General features: G+C 68.9%; 14 protein-coding genes. 2 read left to right on the plus strand and 12 right to left on the minus strand.

Features of this window, described 5'->3' with window-relative positions; translation table 11 throughout:
• Positions 1 to 73 precede the first annotated feature (73 nt).
• The 10 genes from arsH to ACFPN5_RS23710 all read right to left on the minus strand — a co-directional run bounded on the left by arsH (position 74) and on the right by ACFPN5_RS23710 (position 9,440).
• A complete protein-coding gene (arsH, locus tag ACFPN5_RS23665) occupies positions 74 to 790 on the minus strand; it encodes an arsenical resistance protein ArsH (protein ID WP_379786307.1) in 717 nt (238 codons plus the stop codon).
• A complete protein-coding gene (arsC, locus tag ACFPN5_RS23670; RefSeq protein WP_379786308.1) occupies positions 787 to 1,209 on the minus strand; it encodes an arsenate reductase (glutaredoxin) in 423 nt (140 codons plus the stop codon). Before arsC ends, arsH begins: the two co-directional genes overlap by 4 nt.
• A 27-nt stretch (positions 1,210 to 1,236) precedes the next feature.
• Positions 1,237 to 2,514, minus strand: coding sequence for an arsenic transporter (locus ACFPN5_RS23675; protein WP_379786309.1), 1,278 nt, complete (start codon positions 2,512 to 2,514; stop codon positions 1,237 to 1,239).
• A complete protein-coding gene (locus ACFPN5_RS23680) occupies positions 2,511 to 2,846 on the minus strand; it encodes an ArsR/SmtB family transcription factor (RefSeq protein ID WP_379786310.1) in 336 nt (111 codons plus the stop codon). The genes ACFPN5_RS23675 and ACFPN5_RS23680 overlap by 4 nt, the downstream gene beginning before the upstream one ends.
• Before the next feature lie 112 nt (positions 2,847 to 2,958).
• Positions 2,959 to 4,035 (minus strand): AI-2E family transporter, encoded by a 1,077-nt coding sequence (locus ACFPN5_RS23685; RefSeq protein WP_379786311.1) that lies wholly within the window; start codon positions 4,033 to 4,035, stop codon positions 2,959 to 2,961.
• A 291-nt stretch (positions 4,036 to 4,326) separates the two neighbouring features.
• Positions 4,327 to 5,094 (minus strand): slipin family protein, encoded by a 768-nt coding sequence (locus ACFPN5_RS23690; RefSeq protein ID WP_379786312.1) that lies wholly within the window; start codon positions 5,092 to 5,094, stop codon positions 4,327 to 4,329.
• On the minus strand, positions 5,091 to 6,527 hold the full coding sequence (locus tag ACFPN5_RS23695) for an NfeD family protein (protein WP_379786313.1): 1,437 nt from the start codon (positions 6,525 to 6,527) through the stop codon (positions 5,091 to 5,093). Before ACFPN5_RS23695 ends, ACFPN5_RS23690 begins: the two co-directional genes overlap by 4 nt.
• A gap of 102 nt (positions 6,528 to 6,629) precedes the next feature.
• Positions 6,630 to 7,895, minus strand: a complete 1,266-nt coding sequence (locus ACFPN5_RS23700) for a ferritin-like domain-containing protein (RefSeq protein ID WP_379786314.1) — start codon at positions 7,893 to 7,895, stop codon at positions 6,630 to 6,632.
• 110 nt (positions 7,896 to 8,005) lie between these two features.
• Positions 8,006 to 8,482, minus strand: a complete 477-nt coding sequence (locus ACFPN5_RS23705) for a hypothetical protein (RefSeq protein WP_379786315.1) — start codon at positions 8,480 to 8,482, stop codon at positions 8,006 to 8,008.
• 133 nt (positions 8,483 to 8,615) lie between these two features.
• Entirely contained in the window at positions 8,616 to 9,440 is an 825-nt protein-coding gene (locus tag ACFPN5_RS23710) for a universal stress protein (protein ID WP_379786316.1), read from the minus strand.
• 219 nt (positions 9,441 to 9,659) lie between these two features.
• Here ACFPN5_RS23710 and ACFPN5_RS23715 point away from each other — a divergent pair, with 219 nt between their 5' ends.
• Entirely contained in the window at positions 9,660 to 13,793 is a 4,134-nt protein-coding gene (locus ACFPN5_RS23715; RefSeq protein WP_379786317.1) for an EAL domain-containing protein, read from the plus strand.
• An 89-nt stretch (positions 13,794 to 13,882) separates the two neighbouring features.
• Positions 13,883 to 15,469 carry a TerC family protein gene (locus ACFPN5_RS23720; RefSeq protein WP_379786318.1) on the plus strand — a complete coding sequence of 529 codons (1,587 nt, stop codon included), beginning with the start codon at positions 13,883 to 13,885 and terminating at the stop codon, positions 15,467 to 15,469.
• 138 nt (positions 15,470 to 15,607) lie between these two features.
• Here the strand turns inward: ACFPN5_RS23720 and ACFPN5_RS23725 are convergent, their stop codons facing one another.
• Positions 15,608 to 15,886, minus strand: coding sequence for a hypothetical protein (locus ACFPN5_RS23725; protein ID WP_379786319.1), 279 nt, complete (start codon positions 15,884 to 15,886; stop codon positions 15,608 to 15,610).
• A 161-nt stretch (positions 15,887 to 16,047) separates the two neighbouring features.
• Entirely contained in the window at positions 16,048 to 17,574 is a 1,527-nt protein-coding gene (locus tag ACFPN5_RS23730) for an FAD-dependent monooxygenase (protein ID WP_379786320.1), read from the minus strand.
• Positions 17,575 to 17,603: the final 29 nt, after the last annotated feature.

Raw genomic sequence — 17,603 nt, forward strand, 5'->3', positions numbered from 1 at the left:
AAACGGCCAGGAGCGGTCGTCTGGCCAGGGATGATTATCTGTCGCCGGCACGTCGAACATCTTGCCGGAGCGTCTAGATCCGCTCGATCTGGCGGTCGATCGCTTTGAGCGCGCGCTCGTTGCGCTCGCTGTAGCGGTCGGTCAGGTAGTCGGTGCGCCCGCGCGTGAGCAGGGTAAACTTCACCAGTTCTTCCATCACGTCGACCACGCGGTCGTAGTAGGCAGACGGTCGCATGCGCCCTTCGTCGTCGAATTCCTTGTAGGCCATCGGCACCGAGGATTGGTTCGGGATCGTGAACATGCGCATCCAGCGCCCCAGCAGGCGCAGCGTGTTGACGACGTTGAAGGACTGCGAGCCGCCGCAGACCTGCATCACGGCCAGCGTGCGGCCCTGGCTCGGGCGCAGCGCGCCCTGCTCGAGCGGGATCCAGTCGATCTGGTTCTTCATCACCCCGGTGATCGCGCCGTGGCGTTCGGGACTGCACCACACCTGGCCTTCGGACCACAGGCACAGTTCGCGCAGTTCGACCACTTTCGGATGGGTCTCGGGCACGCTGCCGACCATCGGCAGCTCCATCGGGTCAAAGATTTTCACTTCGGCGCCGAAATGCTCGAGGATGCGCGCCGCCTCGAAGGTCAGGAAGCGGGAAAACGAGCGTTCGCGCAGCGAGCCGTACAGCATCAGGATGCGCGGCGGATGGTTCATGTCGCCGACTGGTGCCAGTTTCGCTTCGGTCGGCAGCTCGAGCAGCTCGGGGCGGATGTTGGGCAGGTCGTCGATCTTGTTCATTTGACGGGCTTCCCTTCGGCGTCGACGACACGCTCGCCATCTTCCTTGCTGAACGCACCGCGCTGCGCGGCGGGCAGGATCTCGAGCACGGCTTCCGACGGACGGCACAGGCGCGCGCCGAGCGGGGTCACCACGAACGGGCGGTTGATGAGGATCGGATGGGCGAGCATGGCGTCGACCAGCTGCTCGTCGGTGGTGGCGGGATTGTCGAGGCCGAGTTCGGCGAAGGGCGTGCCTTTTTCGCGCACCGCCTCGCGCACCGACAAACCGGCGCGTTCGATCATGCCGACCAGCGTCGCCCGGTCGGGTGGGTTCTGCAGGTACTCGATGACGACCGGTTCGATGCCGGCGTTGCGAATCAGGCCGAGCGTGTTGCGCGAGGTGCCGCAGGCGGGATTATGGTAGATGGTGACGTCCATGTTTGTGACCTTTCTTAACTCAGTTGCTTAACTCAGACGCAGCGCCAGTGCGCACAGGGTGATGAAGAGGATCGGCAGCGTCAGCACGATACCGACCCGGAAGTAGTAGCCCCAGGTGATCTGGATATTCTTCGCTTGCAGTACGTGCAGCCAGAGCAGGGTGGCGAGGCTGCCGATCGGCGTGATTTTCGGGCCGAGGTCGGCGCCGATGACGTTCGCGTAGACCATGGCCTCGCGCACCGCGCCAATGGTGGCGGTGGCGTCGATCGCCAGCGCGCCCACCAGCACGGTCGGCATGTTGTTCATGAGCGAGGACAGGATCGCCGTGATGAAGCCGGTGCCGAGCGCCGCGCCCCACACGCCATACCCCGCGCAGAGCTCGAACAGGCCGGTCAGGTAGCCGGTCAGCCCGGCATTGCGCAGGCCATACACCACCAGGTACATCCCCAGCGAGAATACGACAACCTGCCACGGCGCGCCGCGCAGCACCTCGCGCGTGGAGATCCGGTGCCCGCGGGCGGCGACCGCCAGCAACAGCGCCGCGCAGGCGGCCGCGACGGCGCTGATCGGCACGCCGATCTCGTCGAGCCAGAAGAAGCCGGCCAGCAGCAGCGCCAACACCCACCAGCCGGTGACAAAGGTGGCGCGGTCGTGGATGGCGTCCTGCGGGCGCTTCAGTTGCGCGAGGTCGTAAGTCGCCGGGATATCCTTGCGGAAGAACCAGGCGAGCGCCGCCAGCGTGGCAGCCACCGATACTAGGTTCACCGGCACCATCACTGCCGCGTAGCGCGCGAAGCCGATGCCGAAGTAGTCGGCGGAGACAATGTTGACCAGGTTCGACACCACCAGCGGCAGGCTGGCGGTGTCGGCGATGAAGCCAGCCGCCATCACAAAGGCCAGCGTGGCGCGCGGCGAAAAGCGCAGGGCGGCGAGCATCGCGATGACGATCGGCGTGAGGATCAGCGCCGCGCCATCGTTGGCGAACAGCGCCGCCACCGCCGCGCCCAGCAGCACCAGCAGCACGAACAGGCGCCGCCCATGGCCGCGGCCCCAGCGCGCCACGTGCAGCGCCGCCCACTCGAAGAAGCCCGCCTTGTCGAGCAGCAGGCTGATGATGATCACAGCGACAAAGGCGCCGGTCGCGTTCCAGACGATGTGCCAGACGACGGGGATGTCGGCGACCTCGATGACGCCGGCCGCCAGGGCGGCGACGGCGCCGGCCGAGGCGCTCCAGCCGATGCCCAGCCCGCGCGGCTGCCAGATCACGAGGATGAGGGTGCCGAGGAAGATCAGGGCTGCGGTCACGCCCCCTCCTGCCCGGGCTTGCAGGTGGCGGCGGCCGCATGGCAGGGCAGGCCGCCGCAGCAGTTCTCCGTGAGGAAGCCGATCAGGCCGTTCATGGTGTCGATGTTCGCCGAATAGATGACGAAGCGCCCGTCCTGCCTGGACGCGAGCAGGCCGGCGTGGGACAGCTCTTTCAGGTGGAACGACAGTGAGGAAGCCGGGATGTCGAGGTGTTCCGCGATCCTGCTGGCGGCCAGGCCAGCGGGGCCCGCCTGCACCAGCAGGCGAAAGACCGCCAGCCGGCTTTCCTGTGCCAGGGCGGCGAGTGCTGAGAGTGTGGCTTTGGTATCCATGGCCGGGTCCGGTGAAAGGGTTGCCGACATTATACGCGAACCATACGACAATTCAAAGAATATCGAATCATTGCAGCGGGCAAATGACCACTCATGCAGCGGCGAGGCCGGTTTACTTGGAGGCCGGCGCGGCGACCGAGGCGGGAGCCTCGCGTTCGGCGGCCGCGGCGGCAATGCGCTCCTCGCGCAGCCAGACGAACAGCACCGCCATGATGAAAGGCCCGACGAAGAGCCCGATCACGCCCAGCGTCGAGACCCCGCCCAGCAGGCCGAACAGCACGGCGAGGAAGGGCAGGTTGACGCGGTGGCCGATGAGCTTCGGGCGCACGAATTTGTCGACCAGGAACAGCTCGACCGTGCCCCAGGTGAACAGGCCGAGCGCCGCCGCCGAGTGGCCCTGGCCCAGCAACAGCAGCGACACCATCGTGAACGACAGCGGCGCGCCGCCGGGAATCAGGGCCAGGTAGCCGGTGATCACCCCCAGCAGGACCGGGGCCGGGGCACCGGCGATCGCATAGGCAACGCCCAGCACGATGCCCTCGAGGACGGCGATCGAGCACAGTCCGAGTGCGGTGCCGCGCACCGACAGCGGCAGCACGTGGCGCAGCATGCCGTAGTGCGCCGGCGCCAGGCGCATGCCGGTGCGGTCGACGTAACGCACCACGGTCGGGCCGTGCAGGTAGAGCACGAACAGGGTCAGCAGCGTGAGGAACAGGTAGAGCGCATTGGCCAGGATGGTCGAACCCCAGATCCGCGCCGCGCCCGTCAGGTGCGGCATGAAGTCGCCGACGGTGGTCTGGATCAGGTTGTTCAGGCCGCCCGGGACGGCCAGGTGCTGCTGCCACCATTCCCTTGCCGACTCGGCAATGACGGGCAGGCCGCCAATCCAGGCGGGCACCGGCACCCCGGTCGCATTGAGCTGGCCGAGCAGGCGATGCACGCCCGCCAGTTCGTCGGTCAGGGTGTCGAGCAGGAGCAGGGCGGGGCCGATGAAGCTGACCAGCAGGGCGCCGAGCAGCACGCAGGCCGAGGCGGCGCGCGGCCAGCCGCGCGCCTGCAGCCGGGTGTGCAGCGGCCAGGTGATCACGGCCAGCAGGCCGGCCCAGGCCAGCGAACCGAGGAAGTGCTGCAGCAGGATTGCCAGCACGCCGGCGAACAGCAGGGGGACGATCAGGTTGGAATAGCGCATGCCAGTTTTCACGCGCCCGGCCCTGTTTGCCTGCGCGGCTGCCTGCATGGCGCGATTCCGGGCAATGGTGGCAGGGGCGCGATAGGGACGGGCATCGTTTGTTTCACTTGTCGAGTCTGTTGCGGGGGCAGTGGGCCGCGGGCTGGGAATTTTCCCGGTAGTATAGTTCAGCCGGCTATGGGTGGACCCTGATTTTACGAATACTCGGTTCGAAAAAGCCGAAGGGACGCACAGGCCGGGCAATTGGCGTGTCAAAGCCGGCCGTATCGAGCAGGCGCAGGGCAGTGGTCCTCAGACACGGTCCGCCCCCGCCTTGCCCGGCCCGGTCAGGAGCTCGATCGGCAGCGGGAACACAATCGTCGAAGATTTGTCGCCGGCGATCGCGCTCAGGGTCTGCATGTAGCGCAGCTGCATGGCGCCCGACTGCTGCGACAGCACCAGCGCCGCCTGCTGCAGCTTTTCCGAGGCCTGCAATTCCCCCTCCGCATGGATCACCTTGGCCCGCCGCTCGCGCTCGGCTTCAGCCTGGCGGGCGATGGCGCGGATCATCGACTCGTCCAGGTCGACATGCTTGATCTCGACGTTGGCGACTTTGATGCCCCAGGCATCGGTCTGGGCGTCGAGCACCTGCTGGATGTCGACGTTCAGGCGCTCGCGTTCGGCCAGCATTTCGTCGAGCTCGTGCTTGCCGAGCACGGCGCGCAGGGTGGTCTGCGCCAGCTGACTGGTCGCCTCCATGAAATTGGCCACCTGGATGATCGCCCGTTCCGGATCGACGACGCGGAAATAAATCACGGCATTGACCTTCACCGACACGTTGTCGCGCGAGATCACGTCCTGGGTCGGCACGTCGAGCACGATGGTGCGCAGGTCGACCCGCACCATCTGCTGCAGGAGCGGGATCACGATGACCAGGCCCGGCCCCTTGACGCCCCAGAAGCGCCCCAGCTGGAACATGACGCCGCGCTCGTATTCGCGCAGGACCCGGATCGCCGAGACAAGCAGGGGAATGAGCAGGATGAAGAGGGCACCGAGGCCGAAACCGATATCGAGGATCATGTGGATGCTCCCTGTTGTGTGTCGATGGGTGCTACCTTCAGTACCAGGCCGGACCTGGCGACGACCCGCACCGCCTGCGCGCGCCGCAGGGGCGCCGTGCCGATGGCTTTCCAGAGTTCGCCGTCGAGGCGCACCCAGGCTTCCATCCCGCCCGGGGCCACGTCCTCGACCCGCGCCTCGGCCCCGATGAAGGAGGCGGCGCCGCTCGTCACCGGGCGCCTGCGGGTCTTGAGGGCCAGGCGCACGGTGCCGGTGACGAGCAGGAAGCTGACCAGGCCCAGCCCAGCAACGAGCCCCGGCGGCACGCCGTAGCCCGGCAGTTCGGTATCGATCAGCATCAGCGCGCCCGCGATGAAGGCGACCACGCCGCCCAGGCCGAGTACGCCGAAGCTGGGGAGGAAAGCCTCGCCCACCATGAACAGCAGGCCGAGCGCGATCAGGGCCAGGCCCGCATAGTTCACCGGCAGCAGCTGCAGCGCGTACAGTCCCAGCAGCAGGCAGATCGCGCCGATCACGCCCGGCGCGACAAAACCCGGGTTCATGAACTCGAACAGCAGCCCGTAGACCCCGATGGTCATCAGGAGCAGGGCGACGCCGGGATTGGTGATCGCTCCCAGCACATTGGTGCGCCAGTCGGCTGCAAAGGGATTGACCGCCGCCCCGCGCGTGGCCAGGCGCTTTTCCTGGCCGAGGACGGTGGCCGCCTGGCCGTCGAGCTGGGCCAGCAGGTCGGGGACGTCGGCCGCGACGTACTCGATGACGTCCTGCTGCAGGGCCTCGTTCGCGCTCAGGCTGACCGCTTCGCGCACGGCGCGCTCGGCCCAGTCGGCGTTGCGCCCCCGCAGCTGGGCCAGGCTGCGCAGGTAGGCGGCGGCGTCGTTGACCTGCTTTCGGGTCAACGCCGAACCGGAGAGCGGGCCGTCCGCACCGTCCCTGGGTTTCTTCGCGTCCTCCGCGCCGCCGGGACCGGGCCGGCGGACCGGGTCTGACGGTTGCTGTGGCGGCTGCGGTCCGATGCCGACTTCGACCGGCGTCGCCGCGCCGAGGTTGGTGCCGGGCGCCATGGCGGCGATGTGGCTGGCGTAGAGGATGTAGGTGCCGGCGCTGGCGGCGCGCGCGCCGCCGGGTGCCACAAAAGTAGCGACCGGCAGCGGGGCGGTCAGGATCGCCTTGATCACGCTGCGCATCGAGGTATCGAGCCCGCCGGGCGTATCCATTTGCAGGATCACGAGCTGGTCGCCGTTCTGCGCCGAGCGGGCGATGCCGCGCACGATGTAGTCGGCGCTCGCCGGGCCGATCGCGCCGTCGACGACCAGCAGGCCGACCCCGGCCGCACCGAGGGCCGGGCGCGGCAGCAGGGCGAGGAGTATCAGCAGCACCGCCGGGAGGATGGTGACCGCGAACGAGAGCGAACCTCGGCTGCGCAGAAACAAGATCTTCTCCAGACGGCACCGCGCGTGTGCGCACATCACGTCGGACAAGCGCGCGCGGCGCTAGTTCCCTTGGCAGCCCCCCAGGCCGCTATCCGGCTCCGTTCAGGCCGCCGGCTCCGCCAGCGAAGCGGCAAGGTCCCGCAGGCGCCCGGCCAGCTTCGCGTCGAGGCCAGGAGCCGATGCCGCCAGCACATCGAGCGCCAGCGCGATTTCGTTGGCGCGTTCGGCCAGCAGCGCGGCGCCCGCGCCGACCTGGGGCAGGACCAGCCCGCTGCGCGGCAGGTGGAAATTCATGCCGGCATGCGGTTCAGGCTCAGTGCTTGCGGGCAAGTGCGTCAGCAGGACGCTGAGCTCGTGCACGACATGCATCAGGCCGATCGCACCGTCGATTTCCAGGCGCCGGCGCGCCGGGCCGCCCGCGGCGACGCCGGTGCCGCTCGCCAGCAGGCGCAGCATCAGCCCGTAGGTGGCATTCGCCAGGTCGAGTACGCGCGCGCTGTCGCGGGCGTCGACATGGCAGCCAGGCGCGCCTGGAAGCGGCGCGAACATCACCGGGTCGAAGGCGACCGGGCGGTGCGGCATGAAATGCGGGTCGTCTTCCAGGAAGGCGTCATATTCCGCCGCCATTGCCACGAAGCGCGCGAAGTGCGATTCTTCGGCATCGCGCCGTCCGCCTTCGCCCTGTTTGATGATCACCTCGATGGCCTGGATGGCGGACCGCAGGTCTGTGACCGTCACCAGGCCGGGCATGTCCATGATGTCCGGCCCCAGTTGCGCATCCACGCTGCCGACGAACAGGGCGCTTTCGCCCAGGCGCGCGGCCAGGGACTCGAAGCCCTGCTCGATGCCGCGGTAGAGATGGCCGACGGTGTCGAAGTCCTCGCTGGTGGGCGTGAGGCGGCTGGAGCGCGGGCGGCGCTCGTAGGGGCTCGGCGACTCGAAGCCGGGGGCCTGGGCCATCTCCATGCCTTCGGGACGCTCGAGGTAGACGAAGTGGGCCAGCGTATCGCGCGTGAGCGGCGCCAGCCGGACCACCAGGCTCGAGGGATGGTAGCCGGCCGGGACCGGGAAATTCTGGCGCCGGAAATGCGGCGGCGAGCCAATGCTCATCAGGAGGTTGTTGACGGTGGCCAGGTGCGCCATTTCTTCCATGGCAACGCTGCGGATCTCCTTGCGCCAGCGGTCGAGGGCGCCCAGCTGGGCCGGGGTCACGCCCTCGCTCGCGGATTGCTTCAGGCTCCAGCCGGCGTACAGATAGGTGCACATCAGGCCGTGCTCGATCTCGGCCGCTTCGGTCAACAGGTAGATGAGCTGCTCGCGGTCGTTGACGCGCACTTCATGCTGGTCGGTAGGGGTAGGTGTGTTCATTTCGACACTATACTGGAACCTGGGGGACGGACGCAGCCACGCAGGCGCCGGCGATGAGGGCGGCGCCTGGCGTGGGTGTGCCGGGGCACTCAGTGCCTGCCCAGTGCGGCTCAGTGCCGATGATGGCGCTGGTGGCCCGCTGCGGCGACGTGCTCAGGCACCGCGCGCCGCCCGATCCCGGCCTTGAAGCGGCCCGGCATCGTTGCCGGCCGCGCCGGCGGGCCGGTCAGTGCCACGCCGGCCGTCAGCCGGTGCAGCGACAGGATGTCGCCAAGCGCCGCCAGCGCCTGGCGGCCGAGGGTCGTGTCGCCGGCTTCGACCTGCAGGGTGATGCGGTGCAGGGCGCGCAAGGCGAGGGCGTTGTCGGCCCGGTGCCGCTGCAGGCCGGGGTAGCGCAGCGTCTCCATGATCGATTCTTCCTGCCGGAAGCCGGCTTCGACTTCGGCGAGGAAGGGCGTCCAGCCGGCCACGAAGTGCTCCTCGCTGCCGGTCATGAGTTCGTGCAGGCGCAGGCAGAGGCGCTTGCGCACATGGGCCATCGCCGCACCGACGGCGCGCCCGCGGTTGTTGGTGTGACTTGAAAACATAAGCGTATTCTCCGATCCCGTCCATGTCGCGCACAAGGCACAGGGCCGCCCCGCGCCTTTTCGGCGACAGCATACGCCCAAGCGAAAGACTCGCGCGCATGCACGCTCCGGGAAGGAGGCCACTGTCTGGTTATCAGTGCGCGAACAGGACCGGCACCGGCGCGCGCTCGAGCAGGACCCGGGTAACGCCGCCGAGCACGATCTCGCGGTAGCGGCTGTGGCCGAAGGCGCCCGCCACCAGCAGGCCGGCACTGCGGGCGGCGACGAGCTCGAGCAGGGCCGTGCCTGCGGCCGCGTCGGTCTGGACCGCCGCGACCTCGACCCGCACGCCGTGGCGCGCCAGGTACAGCGCCATGTCGGCGCCCGGTTCGTCGCCGTGCAGGTCGCCCTCGCGTTCCGGATTGACAATCGCCAGGTGCACCGCGCGGGCGCGCTCGAGCAGCGGCAGGGCGCCGACGATGGCGCGCAGGGCAGGCACGCTGCCGTCCCAGGCGGCGACGACCGTCTCCGCGAGCGGCGCGCCGGCATACGCCGCCGGCACCGCCAGCACCGGGCGCGCGCTGTGCAGCGCGAGGTATTGCGGCACGCCGCGCACGGTGGAGGTGCCGCCGCCGTCCAGGCTGGTGACCACCAGGTCGGCATAGCGCGACTGCAGCAGCAGCGCATCGCGGTGCTCGTCCTCGACTAGGCGCTCCTCCACCGACTGCACGCCGAGCTGGCGCGCGCGCTCGGCAAAGCGCTCGAGTTCGCTCCGTTTTGCGGCGCGCAGGGTTTCGAATTCGTCGATCGGCATGACCGCCATCGAACCGGTCAGCATGGCATAGGCGGGCCAGGACAGTCCGGTCGCCGCGCTGCCCACCAGGTGGGCGTCGTGCGCGCGGGCAAGCCCGGCGGCGGCCTGCAGCCGGCCGTCCATCGACGCGCTGTCGTCGACCTGGACGATGATCGTCTTGAACATGGCTGGTCCTTTCCGCGGAAATAGTCGTCTGCCGGCTCCCGGCCTGAGGACTTTACGCCGAGTAGCGCGCCGCGTCAGACGCACAACTGATGCAGATCAAACAAGCTCCCAATTTCCTGGTTTCGCCTGCCATGCCCGGCAGGCGCCAGGCGGACTTCGCGGCTGGCTCCGCCGTTGTACAATCGCGCCGCATGCCCCCTTTCTCAAGAGACCGCCACCATGACACCGCCGCAACCTCCCGCGTCGCGCGAGCTTTGGCGTTATCCGAAGGTGAACCTGGTCGTCACGACGGCCGGCCTGATCCTGGCCCTGGTGCTGGTGACCGCCTCCATGCTGTTCGCCAGCTACCACGACACCCTCAATGCCGAGAAGACCTCGCTGCGCAACGTCGCGATCGCCTTTGCGGCGCAGACGATGAGCGTGGCGAAAGCCGTCGACGGCACCATGACCCGCGCCGCCGGCATCTACCGCGACCGCGGCGCCGCCGACGTCGGCCAGGTGCTGCTCGGCGAAAGCTCCGGCGGGGCCCTCGAATACCTGCGCCGCCTGGCCATCGTCGATGCCGCCGGCAGGGTCGTCTCCAGCGTCAGCCTCGAGGCGGACGGCGGGCCGCCGCTGCCGCCGCTTCCGATGCTCAACGCCTTGCCCCGCGCGCCTGGCGGGGGCGAGGGCCCGCGGATCTTCGTGTCGCACATTGACCCGCGCACCGGGGCGGAACTCATCAACTTCGCGCGGCCGCTGGCCGGCAGCGGCGGGGCCGGGACCGACGTCGCCGGCGGCTGGATCGTCGCCCAGGTCGATGCCGAGCGTTTCGCCCGCCTGTACGGCTTGGTCGAGCTCGGCGTCGGCGGCTCGGTCACCCTGTTCCAGCGCGACGGCACGATGCTGGTGCGCGGCCCCGGCTATCCCCCGGGGATCGGGCGCAAGTACCTCCAGACGCCGCTGTTTCGCGAACACCTGCCGCGCGCCGAGCGGGGAGCGTTCGAGACCGACAGTCCCCTCGACGGCACCCCGCGCCTGTATGGTTACGACACCGTGCCCGGCTTTCCGCTGTTCATCATTACCGGCATGGACCGCAGCGACGCGCTCGCCCCCTGGTATGGCAGGCTGTGGATGGCGCTCGCGTTCAATGTCCTGCTGGCCGCCGTGCTGTCGCTGGTGGCCTGGCGCGTTGCGCGCGGCGCCCGGCGCCAGTTCCAGCTGATCGACCTGCTGTCGAGCAGCCAAGCGCGCCTGGCAAAAAGCTCCGATTACCTGGCCTCGATCATCAATGCGGTGGGCGCCCCCATCTGGGTGCTCGACGCAGAGCAGCGGATCGTGATGGCGAACCATGCCTTTGCGCGGCTGGTCGGGCGCTCGGGCAGCGAGTTGGCCGGGGTCGACGAGCAGGCGGTCTTCCGGACCCAGGACCAGGACCGCTCAAGCCACTACCAGGCCTTGCTCGAGGATGGCGCCAGCGTCGAAACGGTCGGCCCGATGCTGGGCAGGGGCGGCGATGGGAAGCTTGAAACCCGCACCGTGATCCAGTTGACGACCAGGCTGGTCGCCGAATCGGGCGAGACGCAGCTGGTGAGCGTGCTGACCGACATCACCGAGCGCGAGCGCGCCGAGGCGCGCCTGGCCTGGCTGGGCGAATTCGACGGCGTGACCAGCCTGCCCAACCAGGCGCAGTTCTGGCGCCTGCTCGAGGCGCGCCTGGCTGCGGCCGCCGTCAGCGGCCGGGCGCAGGCCGTGCTGGCCCTGAGCCTCGAGCGCCTGCACGAGATCGTCGACCTGCTCGGCCATGACGCGGGCGACCGCGCGCTGCGGCAGATCGGCGACCTGCTGCGCCAGCTCGCCGGCGACCGCGCCGCCGACAACGTGGTCCTTGCCCGCATCCGCGGCGCCGAATTCGGCGTGCTGGTGGACGCCGGCAGCGGGCGGGGCGCGGTCGAGCGCTTCGCCCTCGAGCTGCACGAGCGCTGCTCGGCGCCCCTGCTGCTCGACGGCCGCGAATTCTTCCTCGGGCCCGCGCTCGGCGTTGCGCTGTTTCCCCAGGATGGCAGCAGCGCCGACGCGCTGTACCGCTGCGCGCAGGGCGCCCGCAGCGGCCACGGGGTCGAGCTCGGCGAAGCCGTCCACTTCTTCTCGGCGCGCGTCCATCTCGACCTCGACCAGCGCCTGACGGTCGAAGCCCAGTTGCGGCGCGCGCTCGCGCAGGGCAAGCTGCGGCTTGTCTTCCAGCCGAAAGCGACCGTGCAGGGCGCCCGGGTGGTCGGCTTCGAGGCGCTGCTGCGCTGGTCGAACCCCTTGCTGGGCAACGTGTCGCCGGTGCAGTGCATCCCGATCGCAGAGCGCACCGGCCTGATCATCCCGATCGGGAACTGGGTGCTGGAAGAGGCCTGCCGCCGCGTCGGCGACTGGTCGCGCGCGACCGGGCAGTGCGTGAAGGTGGCGGTGAACCTGTCGCCGCGCCAGTTCTACCAGAAGTCGCTGCTGGCGACGATCAGGCGCTGCCTGAACGAGTACGGGGTGCCGCCAGGCTGCCTCGAGATCGAGATCACCGAGACCGCCCTGATGAGCCGCGAGGACGAGGTCGACCGGCTGATGCACGACATCCGCGCGCTCGGGGTCGAGCTGGCGATCGACGACTTCGGCACCGGCTACTCCAGCCTGGCCTACCTGAAGCGCTTCCCGGTGGCGAGCCTGAAGGTCGACCGCGCATTCGTGCGCGACCTCGGCAAGGACGAGGACAGCGCGGCGATCGCGCGCTCGATCATCAACCTGGCGCACGGCCTCAAGCTGAAGGTAGTGGCCGAGGGCGTCGAGACCGAGGCGCAACTGGCAATCCTGCGCGGGATGGACTGCGACGAATACCAGGGCTTCCTGTTCAGCCGCCCAGTCGAGCAGGACGCGGTGCTGGAACTGCTGCGGCGGCACCCGGCGAAGGGCGCTGCAATGCCGTGGCAGCGGCAGGGCACCACCGCCGGCGAACGAGGTCAAACACGGCACACCCGATGGGAGGCAGCGATGCGGCATCTGGCCTGGTCCGTTCATATCACCCTGGCGGCACTGATGGTTCCGGCAGCGGCAGGCGACGACGCACCGCCGCCGCCCGGCCTGGTGTGGCAGGAGCCCACCGCGCTTGCCGCCGGCCGCGGCGAGCGCGGACCCTGGCAGCAGAATGACTCGCGCTATGACTACGTGGACGACGCGACGGTCGCCTTCGACGCCGCCGGCGGCCTGGCCGTGGCCTGGGTCGACCAGAAGCGCAAGGATGTCTTCGTCCAGAAGGTGAACCCAGCCGGCGGCAGGCTCGCCGGCACGCCGCAAAACGTCTCGCGCAGCCCCGCCACTTTTTCCTGGCACCCGCGCATCGCCATGGCGCCCGGCGAGCGAGGGCGGCCGGGAACGCTGTACATGTTGTGGCAGGAGATCATCTTCTCGGGCGGCTCGCATGGCGGCGACATCCTGTTCGCGCGCTCGAGCGATGGCGGCCTGCAGTTCTCCGAGCCGGTCAACCTGTCGCGCTCGCGCGGCGGCGACGGCAAGGGACGCCTGAGTTGCACGGTCTGGTCGAACGGCAGCCACGACCTGGCGGTCGCCGCCAACGGCGACGTGCTGGCGACCTGGACCGAATACCACGGTGCGCTCTGGTTCGCCCGTTCGCGCGACGGCGGCGCCAGCTTCACGGCGCCGCGCAAGGTGGCGGGCGACGCGGCCCGGCCGGCGCGCGCCCCCGCGCTGGCCACCGGTCCCGATGGCGCCGTCCACCTGGCCTGGACCGTGGGCGAAGATCCGGCAGCCGACATCCACCTGGCGCGCTCGGACGACGACGGGGCCAGCTTCGGCCCTGCCAGGCGCGTCGGGGCGGGCCCCGGCCATGCGGACGCCCCGCGCCTGGCCGTCGACGGCAAGGGCGACCTGCACCTGGTATATGCGGAGGCGCCGGCGGGCCCGGGCGGCCGCTCCGAAATCCGCCATGCGCGCTCGACAGGCGGCGGTCCCTTCAGCGCGCCGCGCACGATCTCGAGCCCGGTGTCCGGCACGGGGACGGCCAGCGCCGCCTATCCCGGCATCGGCACGGATGGGCAAAGCCGGATGGTCGTGATCTGGGAAGTGCTGGACGCCCCTGGCGCGAGGCCGCGCGCGCTCCAGATCGCCGTCTCGCCCGACGGCGCGCAGGGTTTTAGCCGGCCGGCGCCGGTGCCGGGCAGCGCTGCCCCGCCTGGCGCGGGCAACGGCAGCCACCAGGGTTTGCTGGGCAAGAAGCTTGCGGTGGACGGGTCGGGGAACCTTGCCATCGTCAACAGCAGCATGCTGCCGGGGGTGAACAGCCGGGTGTGGCTGATGCGGGGCAGGTCCGTGCGCTGACCCTGGTGCGCCCGGGCGCACGCGTGCGCCCCGGATCGCCGCGCCCGGCTATGGTACGGCCAAGACTTCGACGTTTCCCGGGACGCCATATGGAATGGTTATCCGATCCGAATATCTGGATAGGTTTCTTCACGCTGGTTGTACTCGAGATCGTTCTCGGCATCGATAACCTCATCTTCATCGCGATCCTCGCGGAAAAGCTGCCGCCCGAACAGCGCGACCGGGCGCGCCTGCTGGGGCTGTCGCTCGCCATGCTGATGCGGGTCGGCCTGCTGACCATGATTTCCTGGATCGTCACCCTGAGCGAGCCGCTGTTTACCGCCGGCTCCCTGTCGTTCTCGGGGCGCGACCTGATCCTGCTGCTGGGCGGCCTGTTTTTGCTGTTCAAGGCGACGCTGGAGCTGCATGAGCGGGTCGAGGGCGTGGTCCTGAGGCGCAGCGGGCTGGCCGAGTACGCCAGCTTCGGCGTGGTGGTGGCCCAAATCATTGCGCTCGACGCCGTGTTCTCGCTCGATTCCGTCATCACGGCCGTCGGCATGGTCAACGAACTGTGGGTCATGATGGCGGCGGTGGTGGTATCGATGGGCGTCATGCTGTTTGCCTCGACCTCGCTGACGCGGTTCGTGAACGCCCACCCGACCGTGGTCGTGCTGTGCCTGAGCTTCCTCCTGATGATCGGCCTGTCCCTGGTTGCCGAAGGCTTCGGCTTCGGCATTCCGAAGGGCTACCTGTACGTCGCGATCGGCTTCTCGGTGCTGATCGAGGCGCTCAACCAGATGGCGCGCCGTAACGTTGCCAAGGAAGAGGCGCGCATGCCGCTGCGCGAGCGCACCGCTGACGCCATCCTGCGCATGCTCGGGGGCAAGGGCACGCCCGCCCAGGACGGCCAGGCGGTGATGGCGAACCCCACGCCCGACGCTTTCGAGCCGGCCGAGCGCAACATGGTCAGCGGTGTGCTGAGCCTGTCGCAACGCTCGATCCGGTCAATCATGACCAACCGCTCGGACATCAGCTGGATCGACATCGAAGCCGATGCCGAAGTCATCCGTGCCCAGATCCTGGAAACGCCGCACAGCTTTTTCCCGGTGTGCAAGGGGCAGCTCGACGACATCCTGGGCGTGGTGCGTGCGCGCGACCTGATGGCCGACCTCGCGCTCGGCGGCAGGATCGACCCGGCGCACCTGCGCACCCCGATCATCCTGCCCGAGTCCGGGGACGTGCTGAAAGTGATGGAGACGCTGAAACGCTCGCATGGCCAGCTGGTGCTGATCGCGGACGAATACGGTACCCTGCAGGGCCTGGTGACGCCGATCGACCTGCTCGAGGCGATCGCCGGCGACTTTCCCGATGAAGACGAGCAGCCGGCTGTGATCCAGGAAGGCCCCGACCGCTGGCGCGTCGACGGCGCGGCCGACCTGCACCACCTGCAGCAGGTGCTCGGCACCGACGCCCTGGTCAGCCCGAACGACGAGTACAGCTCGCTGGCCGGGTTCATGCTCGAACACTTCGGCGCGCTGCCATCGAACGGACAGGCGGTGGAACTCGATAACCTGCGTTTCGAAGTGGCCGAAGTGGTGGAGCGGCGGATCGCGACGGTGCTGGTGACGCGGACCGTACCGGCCGCTCGCGGCGCGCCCGAGGCCAGGAGCACGGGCCGGCGTACGCGCCCGGCGTGATCAGCACGTAGGGTGGACGGCTCTGCCGTCCACGCGTTCAAATTACGTGTGAAATGCCTGCTGGGCTGATCTTGCGCTGGTTGAACGCCTGGACGTAATTCCGACCATTGGCCGAAATTACCCTATCCACCCTACGGGTCAGACCGAAATAATCGACTTCCCGCCAGCCGCGGACCCATAGTTCTGCAAATCCCCGAACGCCAGCCGGCGCTCATTGAGCGCCGTGAGAATGGCCTGCAACTGCTCTTCGTCCGGCGAGATGTACACGACCACCTGGTCGACTTCGTTGTCGAAATAGGGCGTGTAGGGCACGTCGGTTTCCGCCATGACCTTGCCGACGAAGCTGCCATCCTGGAGTTCGGCGAAGACAGTGACGAGGAAGGCGGAGGTGGTGCTGTTGTTGACGGTGAGTTCCATGGTTCTCCGAAGGTGGTTGAGCGGGTGTGCGCCCCGTACGTAAGCAAACGCGGCAAGCGAGCGCGGCGTGCTTCAATCATCGCCGCAAATGCGTTGAGGTGGCGCAGGTTTGCTTTGCTTCAAATCTTCAGTTAGCTCTTCGCTCCACTGGCATCCGCTAGCTAGAGCGCGAGCCCGTTGGCGCGCAGGTAGCCGTCGAAGAGCAGTGGGTCGGGCGTGCCGGCCGCGAGCGCGACATAGGTGTCCGGGCGCAGCAGGTAGAAGGCATCGCGTGCCAGCCCGGCCGCGCGGAATCCGTCGCGCCACGGATACTGGCGCAGGTGCACGCGATGCGCCGCGCACCAGTTTGCCGCCTCTGGCCGCACTTCGCCATACACGTGCGCCTGCCAGCCGGGCCTGGCCAGGGGTTCGAAATTGTCGCCGCCGTTGATGGCGACCCAGGGCAGGCGGTCGCCGCCATGGACTTTCCCGGCGCTGCCGTCGTTCAGCGGCGCATGCCGGTAGTGCAGCACGGTCTGCGAAATCGTGCGGAAAAAGTACTCGCGCGCGACAGGCACGCGGGCCATCATCGGCATGATGCGCGGCACCACGCCGGTGCGCACGACTTCGGCGACCGCGCCATCGGCCGTGATGAAGTTGAACGCGCGGTCGGTCGTGTGCACCAGGCGCCGGGCGAAGGGCCGCCGCTCGGCTTCATAGCTGTCGAGCAGGCTGTCGGGCGCGCCGTCGCGCAGGACCGCGGCCAGCTTCCAGGCCAGGTTGATGGCGTCGCCGATGCCCGTATTCATGCCCTGGCCGCCGGCCGGGCTGTGGATGTGGCAGGCGTCGCCGACGAGGAAGGCGCGTCCGAGCCGGAAGCGGTCGGCGACGCGGTGGTGCACGCGGTAGGTCGAAAACCAGTTCACGCGGCTGACACTGATCATCAGGTTGTCGATGGCGCGCGCGCTGACGTCGGCGAAACTCAGGTTTTCGGGATGCTCGGCCCGTTCGTCGCGCACGGTGCCCACCAGCCGCGCGCGGCCACGCGGCGCCATCGCGAACACGGCCAGGATGTCGGACTCGTCGAGGTCGATGTGCAGCTCGCCATTGAGCGCCGGGCTCTCGCCCTCGATGTCGGCGACATAGAAGACCTGGCGGTAGGTGCCGCCGGGGAAGCCGGCGCCGATAATGTTGCGCACGCTCGAGCGAGCGCCGTCGCAGCCGATGATGTAGCGCGCCGCGCAGACTTCCTCGCGGCCGTCGGCATGGCCGAGGCGCGCCAGGACCTCGCCCCTGGTTTCTTCGAAACCCAGCAGGCTGCAGTTGCGCTCGACCCGTACCCCGGCATCCAGCAGCCGCGTTTCCAGCAGGCGCTCGTGGCGGTCCTGCGGAAAAATGGTCAGGAAGGGGTAGGGCGTCAGTCCGGCGCCGATGGCGCCCAGTTCGATCCGCGCCCGGTGTTCGCCCTCGGCCCAGATGTTGAAGGCGCCGACCGCGTAACCGCCGTCGAGCACGGGCGCGGTGAGGTCGAGCTGGCGGTACAGCTCGAGCGTGCGCGCCTGCACCGCGAGCGCGCGCGAAGTGGTGCCGGGGCCGCTGGCGGCGTCGACGATGCGCACCTCGACGCCGAGGGCCTGCAGCCACAGGGCAAGCACCAGCCCGCTCGGGCCGGCCCCGACGATCAATACCTGCCCCTGTCCCTGAGCCATTGCGATTCCCCTGGCAGCGAAACGTCATC

The sequence above is a fragment of the Massilia niabensis genome (assembly GCF_042655085.1).
Taxonomy (GTDB): domain Bacteria; phylum Pseudomonadota; class Gammaproteobacteria; order Burkholderiales; family Burkholderiaceae_D; genus Telluria; species Telluria niabensis.